Origin of the sequence: Pseudoflavonifractor sp. 524-17 (assembly GCF_009935845.1) — a bacterium.
Classification (GTDB): domain Bacteria; phylum Bacillota; class Clostridia; order Oscillospirales; family Oscillospiraceae; genus Pseudoflavonifractor_A.
Genome location: NZ_QWEK01000042.1, coordinates 16,576 through 32,069, shown reverse-complemented (window position 1 = coordinate 32,069; position 15,494 = coordinate 16,576). Strand labels below are relative to the sequence as shown.

Here is a 15,494-nt window from a genome sequence, read left to right as displayed (position 1 = left end):
AGATTGTTTCCCGTGTTATCTTACGGGGTAGTACCTTACGCTACTTCACACAATGCCCTATCTGGGCGCACTTCCTCAATGGTCATTTTCTGCAAATCGGTGATTTTCCGCTTTACACGTTTAATGGCGGCGCTCTGGTCGATGGACTGGATGTGCAGCGTCACCACCATGCTGTGCTCCAGGTCGAGGAAATCCGCCAGCATCCGGTCGGTCAGCTCCGGGGCCAGAATCTGCAAAAAGGACATGGCCCCGTAAGTCCGCCCAATCTGGAACATCCGGCCATTTTTGAAGGTAAAGCTATCCGGGGCGATAAAGTCCTTGCTGGACAGGCCGGTCTTGCAGATGGCGTCCCAGGCGAAGCGGAACTTCTGGCCGTCCGCCGGGTGGAACATCTTGTGGAGGACGGCCAGCCGCTCATAGCCGTTGAGGGCGCGGGCCTGGACGCCCAGAGTTTTGAAACCGGCCAGCACGTCCGCCTCGATGCGCTCCAGCCGGGGCTTGGCCTCCCTCAGACTGTCCGCCTCCACGCCGAAGGTGAGGTACTTGGTCTTGTTCAGGCCGCTGTTGCCCTTGGCGAGCTGGTTTTTGAGCATATCCGCGTACTCCTCCCGGATGGAGTTGAACGCGTCCGCCTGATCGGGGATGCGGATGGACCGGCGCTGCTCCTCCAGGTCCGCGGGCTGGTTCAGAAATGAGAACTGGACCCGGATGGAGCTGTCAAAATAGTTGAGAAAATCGCACCAATGCTCGAAAATCAGGTTTTTATCCTCGTTTTGGGCCAAGTGGTAGTTGATATCGTAAAACTGCACCTGCTTGGTGAAAAGCCGCTCCGACACCGCGCAGATGCCGTCCCGGCCCATCTCCCGGTAGGGGATGGTCTGCTGGGCGGTTTTGGGAATTCTGCCCTCCCGCCTGGCCTTTTGGACGGACGCGGCCAGCCGCCGTTTCTGGGCGGCTGTGAGTCTGGCGTCCGGGGTCAGGCGGATGGCGTCCCGCAGCCCAGCCTTATCCGTTTCGTGCCGCCGTTTTGCCGCTTGCAGATTGTTTGCCTGCTTTTCCTGCCTTGTTTGCAATCGCGTGAACCTCCTTCTCCTGGCCGCTCATTTGCGCCAGGGCATTGTAAAAATTCTCGGTCTGGTAGGGCCGGACCTTGGGGGCGAGGAACTGCGCCCGGATGAAGTGGCCCAGCACCTGCTCCAGGGGCTGGCCGTCCTTTTCGTAGATGCCGAACAAAAAGAAGGGCAGCATCAGGCCGATCATCAGCAGCGCCGCGCCCTCGTTCCCCATGCCGCCCCGGGTGAGGAGATAGGCGGGAATGCCAACCAGCCCGCCTGCGCCGAAGCAGACGAGCTGGCGCTTGGTAAGGTTAAAGGCCACCTTGGTCTTTACTTTCGTCAGGTCCTTGGGGACCGGCACATAGGGCATGATTACGCCTCCTCTCTCAGCGCGTCCCGGACGCCCTGCATGATATAGGCCACGCAGGGGACCGCGACGGAGTTGCCTAACATGGAATAGCGTTTGGTATCGCTGACGGGCTTCCCGTCATGGCCGCACCGCGTCCAAAAATCCGGGAACCCCATCAGCCGCTCCGTTTCCAGCGGGGTCAGCCGCCGCACGGTCAATTCCCAATCCGGAAGAACGCTGACAATACCGCTGGGCTGCTCCGCGATCAGCGTGGGGGCGGTCTCCGCCTGATAGCCCACGTTCCCCGCCCCGCTCCCGGCTTTATAACGGAAGCCCGCGCTGGCTACGCACAGGTCCGGCTCGCTCCCCATTCCGCCAGGCCGGGAAAGTCCGGCCCCGGAGGCGCACAGCGTCCCCGCAATCTGCGGGTGGATCAGAACGGGCCGCTCATGGGCGGCGGTCAGGGTTACAGATTGATTGTCCAGAATACCGGCGTGGGCCTGACCGGTCCCCATGCACAGGGGTTCCGCGATGACCGGCAGATTGCCGTGGGTCTGGCTGCGGAGGGTGGGAGAGAGGCCGGAGCGTTCCGCCGCCGGCGATGCCCCGCCCTGATCGTTCAGAACGGCGATTTCCCCGCCCGCTGTATCAGGGCGGCTTTCAGCAAAGGCGGCAAGTCCTTGCCGCGGCGTTCCGCCCGCCTCAAAATACCCGCGCAGGCTTTTGGGGACAAAGAGTATTTCTCCGGCACATTGTCCTGCAAAATCGCAGACAAGAAACAGGCGCCTGCGCCGCTGTGCTGTGCCGAAATATTGGGCGTCGTACACGCACCAAGCGAGATCAACGCCTCTGCCTCGTACCATCCCGGCGTTTGCCCACCGTCCAGAATCAGGCATTGGAATTTGGGTCTTTGTGAACGATTGCAGCACAGCCGCAAAGTCACGTCCTCCTGCGGACGACAGAGCGCCGGGGACGTTCTCGAACAGCGCGAACCGTGGATATTCGCCATGTGTCGCCTCCCTCATTTCATCAATTATCCGTATGGCCTCCATGAAAAGGCCGCTGCGTTCGTCCGCCAGCCCCCGGCGCTGGCCTGCCAGTGACAGCCCTTGACACGGGCTGCCGAATGTCACGATGTCCACAGGCGGGAGTTTTCCGCCGTGGAGCTGGGTCACGTCCCCGGCGTGGGCCATGTCCGGGAAGTGCCGCCGGGTGACGGATACACAATCCGGCACAATCTCGCTGGCCCACAGAGCGCGGACGTCATAAAAAGAAGCGGCATAGGGAAAGCCCCCTATGCCGTCAAACAGTGATCCTAATGTTAAACTGGTATTGTCACAGAAAATAGCTTATCTCACCTCGCGATCCTTCGGTTTCGCGGCGGGCGGCTCGCCGGAAACCGGCTTTGCCGCAAGCTGAGCCTTGATGGATGGTTTCTGCTCCAGCTGCTCCCGCATGGCGTCCATCTCCTTCCGGGCCATGGAGACAAAGCCGTTCAGAAGCGTGGAATGGCTGTTAATCACAAAGGCAAAGCGGCGGTCCTCGTCCACAAACATAGGGACAGCCGCCGCCCATGCCTGATTGCTGCGGGAAAAACGTTCGTCCCAGTCCTTGCGCTGAATGGTGGCGGCCAGCACATAGGCCACCCGTTCCGGGCCGAACTCCGCCAGAACACCCTTCACATCCGCGTTGAGGTGCATCCCGTCAAAACCCGCCTGAATGGCCGCGTCTATGGCCTGTGCGCAGGCGGCGTTGGCCCTTTGGCAGGCCCGGTACTGGTCCAGCTCCCCGTGGGCCCAGGCGTAGGAGCCGTCATGCCGGTAGAGGGGCCGCTGGTGCTCCGCGCTCCGCAGGGCCAGCAGCTCCGCCGCCATTTTGTTGTAAAGCCCAGTGGTCAATTCTGTGTGGTCCATGGCACATCCCTTCCTTAATATAATTGTTTTTCATCCCCCTGCATTATGGGGCAAAGTGGCCGTCACCGCGCCCCTTTCTCCGCCTTATGCGCCTGGGCCGGGCGCTCCGCCGGCTCTTTGGCCGCGTCCTTGATTGCGCCACGCACAGAAGGGCGCTCCTGCTCCATGGCTTTATGATACGCGCCCAAAACAGCGCCGTGCAGGGCCTCCCGCATCTCCTTCGTCGTGGGGCAGCAGATATCGTGATAATTGCCGTCCTTCCCCTTGCTACTGGGCATGGCGGCGAAGGGGCCCTTCTCCGTATCATAAATGCGGATATTGTTGACGGCGAACACGCCGCCCAGGCTGGCGCTGGCGAAGGCCAGCAGCTTGGAGCCCGCCTTTCGCTCCACCGGATAGATTTTAACGCTCACACTGGGAATCGCCGCGCCGGGCGCGCCGGAAGCCTTGTGTTCCTCCATGTTGCCTGAATCCCTCCTTATATTTATCCATTGATCAGCGGGCGTTGAAGATCGCCTTGCTGACCGCTCCGGTCTTAAACAGCGAAAAGCACAGCAGCACCGTATAGCCCACACACTGCCAGATTGCGATGTGGAGATTGGCCGCGCCGTTGATCTGCCCCACCAGTACCGCGTAGATGGCCACGCAGACGATAATAAAGAAGCCTTGCAGCCCAAGGGCCACAAGACCGCGCAGATAGTTGCTGCCCATCTGCCCCCACTCCCGGTTGGTCATGGTGGCGAAGGGGATGGCCCCCACAGAGCAGTAGATGTAGATCTCCACCATCCGGCCCACCAGCACCAGCATGACGCACAGGGACAGAATGGGCATGGTCACTCGCAGCAGCAGGGTCTCCATCATCAGCCCAAACAGCTCCCCCGTACCCATGGCCCCCAGCTGAGCCTCCACATCCCCCAGCGCCAGCGCGAAGTCCACGCTGGTGCTGCCGGTAATCAGTCCGGCGCTCCGCCGCACCATCACCTGGCCCAGCTCAAATATGGCCATGGTGATGTCAAAGGTGTGGGACACCAGGTACACCGCCACAAAGGTCTTGAAAATCCACTTGTAGATGGTAAAGCTGTCAAAATCATGGAGGTTGTTCCGCTCTATGATCATGTTGATGAGCTCATAGCACAGCACAAAGGTGAGCACCATGCCTGCGATTGGCACCACTACTGTTTCACTCAGACTGCGGATCATGGAGAAGACCCCGGCGTTCCAGCCCGCCGGGGTCTGCCCCACACTTGCCGCGATGGTTCCCACTTCCGTGTTGATCTGGTCAAACAGTCCATCTAGGTTGCCCATAATGCACGCTTCCAGCAGCTCCCGGAACCAGTCCGCGATTGTGTTGAGGATGTTCTGCATGGCTTAGCTGAACAAATTCGCCAGCATGGGGATGAGCTGTATCCCAATCAGGGCCACACCGCCGCCCGCCATGAGCTGTTTCATGCCCTGGCTTTTTTCTCATGTGAGATAAAGAAGTAAAAGAAGTGTAAAAAATTTTGCCGTTCCCTATCCGGCTGACTGCCGGACGGGTCGGGCTTTAGTCGGGCAATTCTACCTTGCCGACAAAAGAGTAATAGATTTCGATTTCCTGTCTGCGGAGCTTCCCCCGGCGTTTCCCGTCAAGGGCTTCCGATTCGTGGATTACGATTTTCTCCACAAACTCCCGTAACAGGGTAGGGGTGAGTTCCTCAAAGCTGGTGTACTTGCGTACCACTTTCATAAACTTTTCAGCGTTTGCCGTGGCTTCCAGCGTTTTAGAAAGTTCGCTCTGCAAAGCGGCGGCTTTCTCTTTCAGTTCCTTTTGCTCGGCTTCGTAGTCTGCCGAAAGTTCCGTGAAACGCTCGTCCGATATGCGCCCGGTCACACTGTCCTCATACAGCCGCTTGAAGATGGCGGAGAGTTCCGCAATCCTTTTTTCTGCCGCTTCCAGCTCTTTCTTCTTTGCGGCGTTGCGGCGTTTGCTCCCGTCCTCGGTCTGGTCGGTCAACAGCTTCATAAACCGGGCTTCGTGCCTGGCGGCGTAGCTGGTGACTTTCCGTAGGTTCTCGGTCACTCCGGCGGTTAAAAGGTCGGTGCGGATAAAGTGCGCCGTACAGTCTGCCGTGCGCTTCTTGTAGCTGCCGCAGATATAGCAGTCCTGCCGCCGTTTTTCGGTCTGATACCTCTGCTGGTACATGACGCTGCCACAGTCGGCACAAAAGAGTATGCCGGAGAACAAGCCCACTTCATCATAGCGGTTAGGGCGTTTGCGCTGCTTGCGTAGCTCCTGCACCCGTTCCCATGTGTCCCTGTCGATTATCTGTTCGTGGTGGTTCTCAAAGATTGCCTGTTTGTCCTCGCTGTTGTAGATAATCTTGCTGCTCTTGTAGGATTGTGTGGTGGTCTTGAAGTTCACAAGGCAGCCCGTGTATTCCCGGTTTTCAAGGATATGTACCACGGTATTCGCCGCCCACTTGCACTCGTAGCCGGGGTGGTAGCGGCGTGTGCTTCCCGTCCGGCGGTATTCCAGCGTTCCCGGCGTGGGGATTTCCTGCTCGGTAAGCATACGGGCTATCTTGGTCGGTCCATTCCCCGCAAGGCATAAGCTGTAAATCTGCCTTACTACCGGGGCGGCTTCTTCGTCAATGATGAAATTTTCGTCCTCGTCCATGAGGTAGCCGTACACGGGCTTGCTTGTGACGGGCTTCCCACTCATGCCTTTTGAGCGTTTTACCGCCCGGATTTTCTTGCTCGTATCTCTCACCAGCCATTCGTTAAAAATGTTACGCAAGGGCGCAAAATCATTCTCGCCCTGTGCGCTGTCTACGCCGTCATTGATTGCAATGAAGCGGACGCCGTTCTGTGGGAAAATCATTTCTGTGTACATTCCCACTTGTAAATAATTTCGCCCTAACCTTGACATATCCTTTACGATAACCGTTCCCACAAGCCCCGCTTCAATGTCGGCAAGCATGGACTGGAAGCCGGGTCTTTGGAAATTTGCCCCGGAGAATCCGTCGTCCGTGTACCATTTGAGGTTGGAAAAGCCGTTCTGTTTGGCGTAGGCTTCAAGGATTCGCTTCTGGTTGCTTATGGAATTGGATTCGCCTTGAAGCGTGTCCTCGTGCGACAATCTCGGATATAGGGCGGTAATGCGTTTTTGGGTTGTCTGTCTTGTCATGGTTTCCTCCATTTCCGACAGCCAGCCCCACTATTCCGTAGGTCTATTATACCATAGGGCGGGGCTTGCTGTACAGTCCTTTTTGCTACTTTATGTCGAAAAATATCACATTATTTTATTAAGGATTATCGCATTACATAGCGTGTGCGGCTGTTCCTCCGGCTGCGCTTTCCGCTTCCAGCACTTTCATCATCTTGTCGGCGGCGGTGGCGGTAGTGCCTTGTTTGAAATAGCCGGAAACCACAAGGACGGTGTTCCCTCTGCGTACTTCTGTCACGCAATCCGGGCGGCGGGCGGTAGTGGCGGTGCTTTTCTTGGGCGTGTCGGTCATAGGCAAATCTCCTTTCCGTTCAGCAGCTTTTTAAGGCGTTCCATTTTCTCCCTTGCTCTGGCTTTTCTGAAATTTTCCCCGGTAATGCGGACGGGGGTACACATTTCTGTAAGGCGGTCATAAATGCGGGCGTGGGCGGTGTCCTCCGGGTTCTGCAATTCCTCCAGCGTCAAATTTGTGGTGACAATCAGCGGCTTTTGGCTGCGGTATCGGCTGTCAATCACGTTATAGACTTGCTCTAAGCCATATTCCGTGCCACGCTCCATGCCGAAATCGTCAAGGATAAGCAGAGGGAAGCTGCAAAGGCGGGCTATGTACTCGTTCCTGTCCTTGTAGCTGGCGGCAAGGTCGTTGAGTATCAAGGCAAAGTTTGTCATGCACACGGAAACCTCTTTCTCCATAAGGGCATTGGCGATACACCCGGCAAAATAGCTTTTGCCTGTGCCTACCATGCCCCATAACAGATAGCCGATATTCCCGGCTTTCATTTCCTCCCAACACTCCACATAGGCATGGGCTTTGTGCATTTGGGGGCATTTCCCGTTGTCGTTCTCAAACGTCCATTCCCGCATAGCCGGGTCGGTAAAGCCGATTCTTTTCAGCCGTTCCACTTCCTCCCGGTGCTTGTATTCCCGGTGTCTGGCTTCCAGCGTTTCCCGGCGTTTCCGCTGGCAGTCACATTCTTTGGGGTGGCGATCACGTCCGAAAAAGGTCTTGCCCTCCGGGAAGTAGGCTTCTTTGGGCTGGCGGCAGCTCCCGCAGTATAAAAGCCCGTCCTCCCCTGTGTAGTCCTCCGGCTCTGCTTCCTGTGCCGTGGCAAGCCGGAAAATAGCGTTATCATAATCACTCATAAAATCGTTCCTCCTTGTTCATGGTCTTTTACGCCCTGTTTACGGGGCGTTGTATTTATGCGGTCAAAGGCTTTCGCCCTCTTTGTAGGAATAATCGGGGATTCCTTTTTTCGGTTTCTCCTTTACCCTGTCATCAGCCGCCCAGCGCCGGATAGTGGCGGCATGGTTCTTGTATTTCTTCCCGCTGGAAGCGATATAGCCGGATAAGCGGTCTATGTAATACTCCCATTTGCCGGGAAGCTCCTCTTGCAGCTCCGCAAGCTCTTTTTCTGACAAGAATACGTTTTTGTATCTGCCAAAAGGGGCGGGGGCTGTCTGTCCTTTCTTTAGCTCTCCCTCTCTCTTTATCTCTAACTCTATATCTATCTCTTTCTCTATCTCTATCTCTGGTGGACAAATGTCCGCCCCGTCTGGTGGACGTTTGTCCGCCACGGCTTCCGGCAAGGCTTTCTGTTCCTGTAAAGCCAGCCTTGCACGGCGTTTCCTCTCCCCCTCGGTAGAGGACTGACCGATTAAGAGTTCTATGTTGCTCATGTACAAAGCCCCGTTCTGCAAGGGTTCTACAAGCCCCAGTTTCATAAAAATCTGCAAAGCCCTCTCCACTGTGCCGACTTGCTGGCGGGTGATGGTGGCTATCATCTGTGCGGTGTAGGGGATATTCTCGGCAAGCTGGAGCTTTCCCCCGTTTTTCAGCGATTTTAGGTACATCTTCAAGAGAATGTTTGAGTAGAGCATACCGTCCTGCATACTTTCCAGCAGCACGATAGCGTCCTCGTCAAAATAGCTCTCTTTCAGCTTTAGGTAGTAATATTTGCGGTTGTCTGCCATTCGTTCCTCCTTTGGTCTGTTTTGGGCTTCTGTTACGCTTTAGAACGCCGTTTTCGGGGGTAAAGGATATAACTATCGTCTACCCTTTGAGGGCGGTCAAAAAAGCCTTGATTTACGGGGGTTTGGAATATCCTAAAGCGTGACATTTATCCCTCTGTTTCCGCTTGCGCTGTGCAGCTCTGATTCTTTTCATGCGTCCGGCGCAATCCGGGCAGTATTTCCCCCGGTTTGACTTGGGGAGAAAATAGCCGCCGCACTCGGTACAGCGTTTCCTGTCTGCCCGGTGGAGTAGGGCGGCTTCCAGTTTCCCGTCCAGCGGCAGAACGGCGGTAATGAACCAGCGGCATATAAGCGAATAGCTGATACTCTGGACGCATACGCAAGGCTCGCCGTTATCCAGCAAGATACAGTTGCCGTTATCGTAGTTGCAGCACTCATGTACAAGGCGGCGGGCGGCTCTGTACTGTGGGTAGTCCATGCAGGGGCGTTTACCGTTCATTTTCCCGCCCCTTTCCCCGTTCCGGCTCACGGCGTAATATCTTGTCAAGATTGCTTTTCACGGTCTGCAATTCCCGGACACTTGCTTTCTTCTCCCGGTACTCGTTATAAAGGGCGTTTTTCTCTTTGGTAAGCTGCTCAATCTCCGTTTGTAGGGCTTTGGACGCTGGCAGCTTGGAGATTCCCTGTGCCTTGAAATACCGGGCGGCAGATTCGGAAATGATAAACTCGCTTTCGTGCTGCTCCCGGTAGCTCTTACGGGCTTTCTCTGTTTTCTGTGCTTTTAGCCCGTCACGGGCTGACTTGGTCTTGATATACGCCAATAGCTGTTTCTGCAAGTCCTTTTTCTCCCGTAAAGTGCTTTCCACGGCTTTCAGTTTCCCGGTGGTTTCATGCAAGCCCGCATTGGCGGCGGCAAGGGCAGCTTCCAGTTCTTCCGGGGAAGAAAAGCCGGATTCCTCATAAACGCTCACGGTAGCCGCCATTTGCTTCAAGTTGTGCAAGGTCGCCCATTTCTCATAGCCTTTCCCCTTGCCCTCGGCTTTCTTGGCGGCTATGTCTACCATGCGCTGTACGCTGTCCTGTTTCGGGGCGTTTATGGCGGCTTTGTTGCGCTGTAAATGGTCTTTTATGCTCCGGGGGTATTCCTGTCTGGGTAGGGGCTTTTCGGCGGCTCTGGCGGCGTTCTGTGCGTTTTGGGTGAGTGTTTCCAGTACGGCGGCACGGTCAAAATCATCACCTAATCTCCGGGCGGTGATGGGCTTCGTCCTGTCCGGCGTGAGATACGATAATCTCCCCCTGCTCTCCTTGACGGTCACGCCTTGTTGTAGCAGCTTCCCGGAAAAATCCTCAAAGGAAACGGCAGAGGACAGGGCGGCTCGGATTGTGCGCCGTAGCTTCTCCTTGTCGGTTTCAAACTTGGTCTGTTTGGGCGGCTCTCCCGTGGCGGCTTGGGAAGCGTTCTCCTTATCCAGTGCGGCTTGTCCTTTCCGCTTCGCCCAATACTCACGCTCGGTAATGCGGTTCTTGCTCCCGTTCAGCAAGTCAATCTGATAGAGGTTTTCCCGGTGGCACATCTCCATGACTTCCGCTTTGAAATACTCCATAGCTGCGTCCGTACAGCGGTGCTTGCAGCCCTCCCTTGTGTCGGCTGGTCTTTCCATGTAGGGCAGCAATGGCACTTCCTCAATCCGCAATGAATTGATTACGATATGCACATGAATGTTGCCGCTGTGGTTATGCCCGTCCGGGTGGGTGCATACAAGGGCTTGGTGTCCGGGGAAATGCTCTTTACAAAACTGCTCGCCTAACTGTTGCGCCCGGTCTACGGTCAAACCGTTGTCCTGTGTGTCACGGGGGTCAAAACTGATAATGTAGTGGTGGCTCTTTACGTCCTCCCGTTTTTGGTTCTTGCCGTATTTCAGATTGGAGCGCATACACGCTATGGCGAAATCTTCATCACCGCAATTCAGAGAGGAAATGAGATAGCCTGTCCTCGGAACTATCTGCCCGTTTTTATCTAGCGTGGGCTTCATGGTAAATTCGTCATGCTCAAAAGTTAGGTACTGCTCGGCAGCTCCGTAATCGGCATTTTTAGAGCTGATATGTTTGAATGTTGCCAACGGCTTCACCTACTTTCTGCAAGACTTCAAACTTCAAGGCGGCAAGCTCCGCTGTGGCGGCTCGTACCTCTTGGGAGAGGGCGTTATAGGGTGCGCCGTACTCGTTCAGACAGCGGGCAATCTGGTTCAAGTTGCCGCCGATTTTCCCGTACTCGGCTGTGAGTTTCCCAACGGCAGAGAGTAATTCATCATTGACCGGGGAAACGGTAATGACCGGGCGTATGCTTGACTTAATGAGGGCTTGCCGGATAAACTCGGCTTGGCTCATTTTGCAGAGGGTGACACGCTCGGAAAACTCTGCATATTCTTCCTCGGTCAAGCGTGTCTTGATTACCCAGCGGCGGTGGGGCGTGTTGTATCTTTTCATAGGCTTCAACTCCTTTCTTTTTATGCTTTGCCCTTTCACTAATAGGAGAAAAACAGGGGGCAAAGCGGAAGTGTTTTTTGAAAAATCCGAAAATATTTTTTCGGGGATTTTTCAAGCGGCGCAAGCCGCAAAAAGGCGGGCTTGGGGTGGCAACCCCAACAAGATTCCCGCAGGACAAAATTGAGCGATTAGCGAAATTTGGTACTGTGGTAGAATCTTGCTCTAAGAAAGTGACGACTTCCTCTGTGTGGGCTTTTGCTGATACCTCCGGCGGGCGGGGCGTGGATTCTGCCAGCTATGCGGCGGGATTTCTCCCTCTATTACTTACTACGCACGGCAAGGCAAATCTGGCAAAGTTCCCCGGAATTTCTTTTCGTGTTTTCGTAACAGAATTTGACAAAAACGGAAGAATCAGTTCCGTTTTGCAGTGATATACGGACGGTTTCAAAAAATGCCAAACTTTCCGGCAATTATTTTCCCCCTTACTACCTACTACGGGAAAAAAGGAAATTTTGGCAATGTTTTCCGAAAGTTTTTAAATTATTTTACTGCGGTGCAAAATCCGGCTTGGTTTTGGGCGCAAAAAAACAGGAAACCTTTTCTTGATTTCCTGTCTTTGGCTACCGCTGATGGGCGGCGGTTATTCTGTTATCATTCCCCGGAAGCAAACTTGTAGCCCACGCCTAAAACGGTCTTTATGTAAGTGGGCTTGCCACTGTCCGGCTCTATCTTTTTCCGCAAGTTGCATATCACGCTGGCAACGCTTGACTGGCAGCTTTCGCTTTCCATGCTCCACACGGATTCAAAGATTTGCGCTTTTGTGAATACCCGCCCCGGACTGGCGGCAAGGTAGCAGAGTGCGCCATATTCCAAACGGGTGAGATAGATGTCTGCCCCGTCTTTCAGTACCCGGCGTTGGTGTAATCTGATTTCCAATCCCGGAAAAGTAAGTGCGGGGGAGTGGGGCGACTGCATGGCTTCCAGCGGTATCATATCGGCAAGGGCGGCTATGGCTTTCTCAACCGCTTTTTCTTCTGTGTCGTTAAATATAAGCATGACTATTTTTGCGACAAATCTCACCTCCTGTTAGGTAGGCTGTCCGTCAAAGCGGAACTGGAACAGGGCAGCGATAAGCCGCCGTTTGATATTGTCCTCGGTGTCCTTGTTGACCTGTCCGTTTTCAAGGGAAGCAAGTCGGATTCTTTTGCCATAATGCCGTAAAACCTCGTCAATGGCTTCCGGCTCTCCGCTGGTTGCCCTGACAATAGTTTCATACGGTACAAATTTAGGATTTCTCATGGAAAAGCACCTCCATTTCTATATGCAGCATTTGCAAGGCACTGTGTATGTGATGCCACGCCGTACTCCGGCAGCGTCCGTATAGTTCCCCGATTTCCTGTTGTGTGTAACGCCCGAAAAAGTATAGGTAGATGATTTCCCTCTTTTTTTCCGGCAGAGAGGACAGGGCTTCGGCAAGCTCCCCGTTCGTAAGGATAACCCTCTGACCGCATATCATAACAGGGTATTGCTTACAGGGGTCTAAAAAATATTTATCTGTTGTGCTGAACGGGTAAAACTTTTCTTCGGTGAGGTATTCAAAAGATATTTCTCTTTGCCGCCGCTTATCTCTGTCACGCCATGCGTTGATAGCGGCATAGTGTATGACAACTCTGCAAAAGGCGTTAAATGTGTATTCGATATGCTCCTTGTATGCTTCTGTACAAGGCATGGTAATTCCCCCTTTCCTACTAAGTGGCAGTTAAGATTTTAATGATAGTAAGGGGCGGCAGCATTTTTTGCTGTCGCTCCTTGACTACCCAGCAGCAAAGACAGACGGGGCTGTCAACGGCGGGCGAAGCCCGTTCATCTTGACCGTTGACTGGCTCGTCTGTCTTTGCTATTTATCAATTTTTCGTAACAGAATACTACACATAACAGTAGCTAAAATAAAAATCAAGAGCAGTGGCAAAAGGCTTTCAAATTTAAAAGCATTTTCCGCCAGTAGTTTATATCCCCATGTAGCCGGAAATAGTTTTCCTATTGTTTCAAACGTTTTTGGAAGTAGTTCAATAGGAAACATAATTCCAGAAAGCATGGTTGACGGCAAAAAAACAATAATAGAAAACATAGAAGTTTTTGCCTGGTCTTTTACTGCCAAACCAATTATGCTGGCAATACTTAATGATACTGCAATAAAAACAGCGAGGCTGATGAAGTACATACCCGGATTTTTTGGTATTTCAGCGTTAAAAGCCAGTGGCGCAGCAATATATAAAATAATGCTCATGAGGAACAAATGAATATACGCTGAAATGTTTGTTAAAGCAAGACCTAATATTAACGGAACACCATTTGCTTTATAGACTTTTTTAATATCACTGCTGTAAATTTCAACAAGAGAGGGCGGCAGACCAATCAACGCCCCCATTGTCACACCAAATACAGTCATGGACTGAATAAGCGTATATCTCGCTTCCGGCATGACTGATGTAAATATACCGCCCATAATTACAAAGAACAAAAGAGGTACGATATAGCAGGTTATAAGTAATGTCTTACTCCTTATGTCTAACTTCCATTGTAAAGAAACTCCGTATAAAAAAGCTCCCATTGTTACTCCCCCTTTGCAATTTTTATAAAGTGCTGTTCCAGTGAACCACGGTCTATCTTAATATCTGTGATAGTTTCTCCTTTTTCCTTGTACTGCATGAGCAGCGAAAGTAGGGAATTTCCGATATTTTCCGATTCATAGTTTTCAGTCCTGTTTTCCGTTTGGATTGTGATATTATAATGCTTCCCGATTGTATCGCCCAGTTGCCCGACAGTCCCGATAAAGGCAATTTTGCCGCCGGAAAGAATAGCAATCCGGTCACACAAATTCTCAACTTCTGCCATATCATGGCTTGCTAATATGATTGTCTTTCCGATTGCTTTTAACTGACGGATTTGTTCATGTAAAGATATTTGCCCCTCAACGTCAAGTCCTGCTGTTGGTTCATCAAGAAACAAAATGTCGGGATTTCGTGTTAATGCAAGCGCCAGATGGAGCCGCCGCTTTTGCCCGGTTGATAATTGATAATAAGGCTTTTTTGAAAGTTCATAAATACCAAGAGCGTCAAGCGTTGCTCTGTCAAGAGAGGTCTTATTCCATTTAGCAAACAGCTTTACAGCTTCCAGTGCTTTAATGTATTTCGGCAAAGAAGCCGATTGTAATTGAATGCCCATGATTCCATTTATAGTAATGTTTCCGCTGTCATATTTTCTTAAACCCTCGATACATTCAAGCGACGTGGTTTTTCCAGCTCCATTCACGCCGAGCAGAGCAAAAATTTCTCCTTGTTGTATATTAAAATCTAAACCTTTCAGCACAATGTGAGTTCCATAACTCTTTGATAAATTGCTGATTTTTATAGCTTCATTCATTCTGTTTCCTCCTTAAATGGGTCAATGCCTAAACGGGAAAAATAAACACCTAATGCTTGTTCAACATATCCGTTCGCAATATCCTGGGCTACTTTCCATTTATGGTCTGCATTCTGAAACTGCCCTAATTCAATCAGTCTGGGAAGCATACTCATATCTCCGCCAGTGAAATCCATAATCATATCCCAATAGGCTTTTGCAAAATTCTGTGTCTCATCACTATCCGCAGGAATATTCGCATTTTGAAGTCTTATTGCTTCGTTTTGAAGCTGCATGAAAGTGTTCACAAATGCCGTTCCGCTATCTTTGTCAAAATGGTTGCGGATATGGTCAAGCGTTTGGTCGTCAAAATGTTTAATCAGCCAATAGAAATCGTTTTTCATTTGCAGATTAACAATAATATCCGCATATTTTTTGAAATCAACTGATTGCATTTGAAGGACTTCTTCCCGCAGCACCTCCAATTCTCTCAACGATTCAGACAGACTTTCTATTTTCCGTTTGACAGTGACTGCCTGCTCCATTAGAACATCAGCAATTTCATCTGGTGTATCAAGCAGAATCAGTCGATTTTTTATGTCGTCCAAAGAAAATCCCAAATGTTTGAGCGATAAAATCTGATGAAGTTTTACTATGTCTTTATCTGTATATAACCTACGCCCCCCTTCACTCATGGCAGAGGGGGAAAGCAAGCCCTCTCTGTCGTAATGTTGTAATGCCCGTACAGTAACGTCCATTTTTCTTGCAATTTCACCAACGGTCATATAACCTTGTGGTATCGCTTTATGTTTATCCATGTCACACCTCCTCGAATAGTATATCTCATTACGTTGCGTCACAAGCAAGTGCTTTTAAGAAGATTTAAGAAAAAATACGGAATAGTGGGCTGCTGGCGGTCTATCTGTTGTTTTCAGTTGCTTGCTTCTTTACCGTACATGAGCATTTGCGCCCGGGTTGTCGTTTCCATATCCTTCCAGCAAATTGATGACGCCCCACACGCCCAGGCCAGCGCCCAGGGCGGTCACCAGGACTTTTAAGGTGTCGATGGCAGAAGCAAAAAATGTCATTGAATTCCTCCTTACATTGTGGCG

General features: G+C 52.2%; 19 protein-coding genes and 3 pseudogenes. 1 reads left to right on the top strand and 21 read right to left on the bottom strand.

Annotated features, from left to right (window positions below; translation table 11 throughout):
* Positions 1 to 65: 65 nt before the first annotated feature.
* The 14 genes and pseudogenes from D1159_RS14165 to D1159_RS14100 form a co-directional block, all read right to left on the bottom strand.
* Positions 66 to 998 (bottom strand): annotated as a pseudogene (locus tag D1159_RS14165) (conjugal transfer protein TraE); the annotation flags it as partial.
* Positions 999 to 1,005: 7 nt separating this feature from the next.
* Positions 1,006 to 1,425, bottom strand: coding sequence for a PrgI family protein (locus D1159_RS14160; protein ID WP_161846304.1), 420 nt, complete (start codon positions 1,423 to 1,425; stop codon positions 1,006 to 1,008).
* A gap of 2 nt (positions 1,426 to 1,427) precedes the next feature.
* Positions 1,428 to 2,702, bottom strand: coding sequence for a DNA cytosine methyltransferase (locus D1159_RS14155; protein WP_347563701.1), 1,275 nt, complete (start codon positions 2,700 to 2,702; stop codon positions 1,428 to 1,430).
* Positions 2,703 to 2,753: 51 nt separating this feature from the next.
* Complete coding sequence (locus D1159_RS14150; protein ID WP_161846303.1) at positions 2,754 to 3,317, bottom strand: DUF3849 domain-containing protein; 564 nt, start codon at positions 3,315 to 3,317, stop codon at positions 2,754 to 2,756.
* Between the two features lie 62 nt (positions 3,318 to 3,379).
* Positions 3,380 to 3,778 (bottom strand): SpoVG family protein, encoded by a 399-nt coding sequence (locus tag D1159_RS14145; protein ID WP_161846302.1) that lies wholly within the window; start codon positions 3,776 to 3,778, stop codon positions 3,380 to 3,382.
* 34 nt (positions 3,779 to 3,812) lie between these two features.
* Positions 3,813 to 4,682 carry a VirB6/TrbL-like conjugal transfer protein, CD1112 family gene (locus D1159_RS14140; protein WP_161846301.1) on the bottom strand — a complete coding sequence of 290 codons (870 nt, stop codon included), beginning with the start codon at positions 4,680 to 4,682 and terminating at the stop codon, positions 3,813 to 3,815.
* Between the two features lie 3 nt (positions 4,683 to 4,685).
* Positions 4,686 to 4,778, bottom strand: a pseudogene (locus D1159_RS14135) (Maff2 family protein); the annotation flags it as partial.
* A gap of 82 nt (positions 4,779 to 4,860) precedes the next feature.
* Positions 4,861 to 6,483 carry a recombinase family protein gene (locus D1159_RS14130; protein WP_161846300.1) on the bottom strand — a complete coding sequence of 541 codons (1,623 nt, stop codon included), beginning with the start codon at positions 6,481 to 6,483 and terminating at the stop codon, positions 4,861 to 4,863.
* A gap of 133 nt (positions 6,484 to 6,616) precedes the next feature.
* Entirely contained in the window at positions 6,617 to 6,814 is a 198-nt protein-coding gene (locus D1159_RS14125; protein ID WP_103242784.1) for a transposon-encoded TnpW family protein, read from the bottom strand.
* Entirely contained in the window at positions 6,811 to 7,665 is an 855-nt protein-coding gene (locus tag D1159_RS14120) for an ATP-binding protein (RefSeq protein WP_161846299.1), read from the bottom strand. Before D1159_RS14120 ends, D1159_RS14125 begins: the two co-directional genes overlap by 4 nt.
* A gap of 63 nt (positions 7,666 to 7,728) precedes the next feature.
* A complete protein-coding gene (locus tag D1159_RS14115) occupies positions 7,729 to 8,493 on the bottom strand; it encodes a phage replisome organizer N-terminal domain-containing protein (protein ID WP_161846298.1) in 765 nt (254 codons plus the stop codon).
* A 112-nt stretch (positions 8,494 to 8,605) separates the two neighbouring features.
* On the bottom strand, positions 8,606 to 8,992 hold the full coding sequence (locus D1159_RS14110) for a cysteine-rich VLP domain-containing protein (protein WP_084677989.1): 387 nt from the start codon (positions 8,990 to 8,992) through the stop codon (positions 8,606 to 8,608).
* On the bottom strand, positions 8,982 to 10,613 hold the full coding sequence (locus tag D1159_RS14105; protein WP_161846297.1) for a relaxase/mobilization nuclease domain-containing protein: 1,632 nt from the start codon (positions 10,611 to 10,613) through the stop codon (positions 8,982 to 8,984). Before D1159_RS14105 ends, D1159_RS14110 begins: the two co-directional genes overlap by 11 nt.
* The gene (locus D1159_RS14100; RefSeq protein WP_161846296.1) at positions 10,585 to 10,980 is read right to left on the bottom strand and encodes a plasmid mobilization relaxosome protein MobC; all 396 of its coding nucleotides are present in this window, start codon (positions 10,978 to 10,980) and stop codon (positions 10,585 to 10,587) included. The genes D1159_RS14105 and D1159_RS14100 overlap by 29 nt, the downstream gene beginning before the upstream one ends.
* A 77-nt stretch (positions 10,981 to 11,057) precedes the next feature.
* Between D1159_RS14100 and D1159_RS14095 the strand changes: the two genes are divergently transcribed.
* Positions 11,058 to 11,411, top strand: a complete 354-nt coding sequence (locus D1159_RS14095) for a hypothetical protein (protein WP_161846295.1) — start codon at positions 11,058 to 11,060, stop codon at positions 11,409 to 11,411.
* 220 nt (positions 11,412 to 11,631) lie between these two features.
* On the opposite strand, the gene D1159_RS14090 is transcribed toward D1159_RS14095, so the two are convergent.
* From D1159_RS14090 to D1159_RS14060, 7 genes and pseudogenes are all read right to left on the bottom strand, one after another.
* Positions 11,632 to 12,036, bottom strand: coding sequence for a winged helix-turn-helix domain-containing protein (locus D1159_RS14090; protein WP_161846294.1), 405 nt, complete (start codon positions 12,034 to 12,036; stop codon positions 11,632 to 11,634).
* 30 nt (positions 12,037 to 12,066) lie between these two features.
* A complete protein-coding gene (locus tag D1159_RS14085) occupies positions 12,067 to 12,279 on the bottom strand; it encodes a helix-turn-helix domain-containing protein (protein ID WP_004060543.1) in 213 nt (70 codons plus the stop codon).
* Positions 12,266 to 12,709 (bottom strand): sigma-70 family RNA polymerase sigma factor, encoded by a 444-nt coding sequence (locus D1159_RS14080; RefSeq protein ID WP_161846293.1) that lies wholly within the window; start codon positions 12,707 to 12,709, stop codon positions 12,266 to 12,268. Before D1159_RS14080 ends, D1159_RS14085 begins: the two co-directional genes overlap by 14 nt.
* Positions 12,710 to 12,877: 168 nt before the next feature.
* Complete coding sequence (locus D1159_RS14075; protein ID WP_016289854.1) at positions 12,878 to 13,591, bottom strand: ABC transporter permease; 714 nt, start codon at positions 13,589 to 13,591, stop codon at positions 12,878 to 12,880.
* Positions 13,592 to 13,593: 2 nt separating this feature from the next.
* The gene (locus D1159_RS14070; protein ID WP_004060547.1) at positions 13,594 to 14,403 is read right to left on the bottom strand and encodes an ABC transporter ATP-binding protein; all 810 of its coding nucleotides are present in this window, start codon (positions 14,401 to 14,403) and stop codon (positions 13,594 to 13,596) included.
* The gene (locus tag D1159_RS14065; protein ID WP_004060549.1) at positions 14,400 to 15,200 is read right to left on the bottom strand and encodes a MerR family transcriptional regulator; all 801 of its coding nucleotides are present in this window, start codon (positions 15,198 to 15,200) and stop codon (positions 14,400 to 14,402) included. The genes D1159_RS14070 and D1159_RS14065 overlap by 4 nt, the downstream gene beginning before the upstream one ends.
* A 141-nt stretch (positions 15,201 to 15,341) precedes the next feature.
* A pseudogene (locus tag D1159_RS14060) lies at positions 15,342 to 15,470 on the bottom strand (Maff2 family protein); the annotation flags it as partial.
* Positions 15,471 to 15,494: the final 24 nt, after the last annotated feature.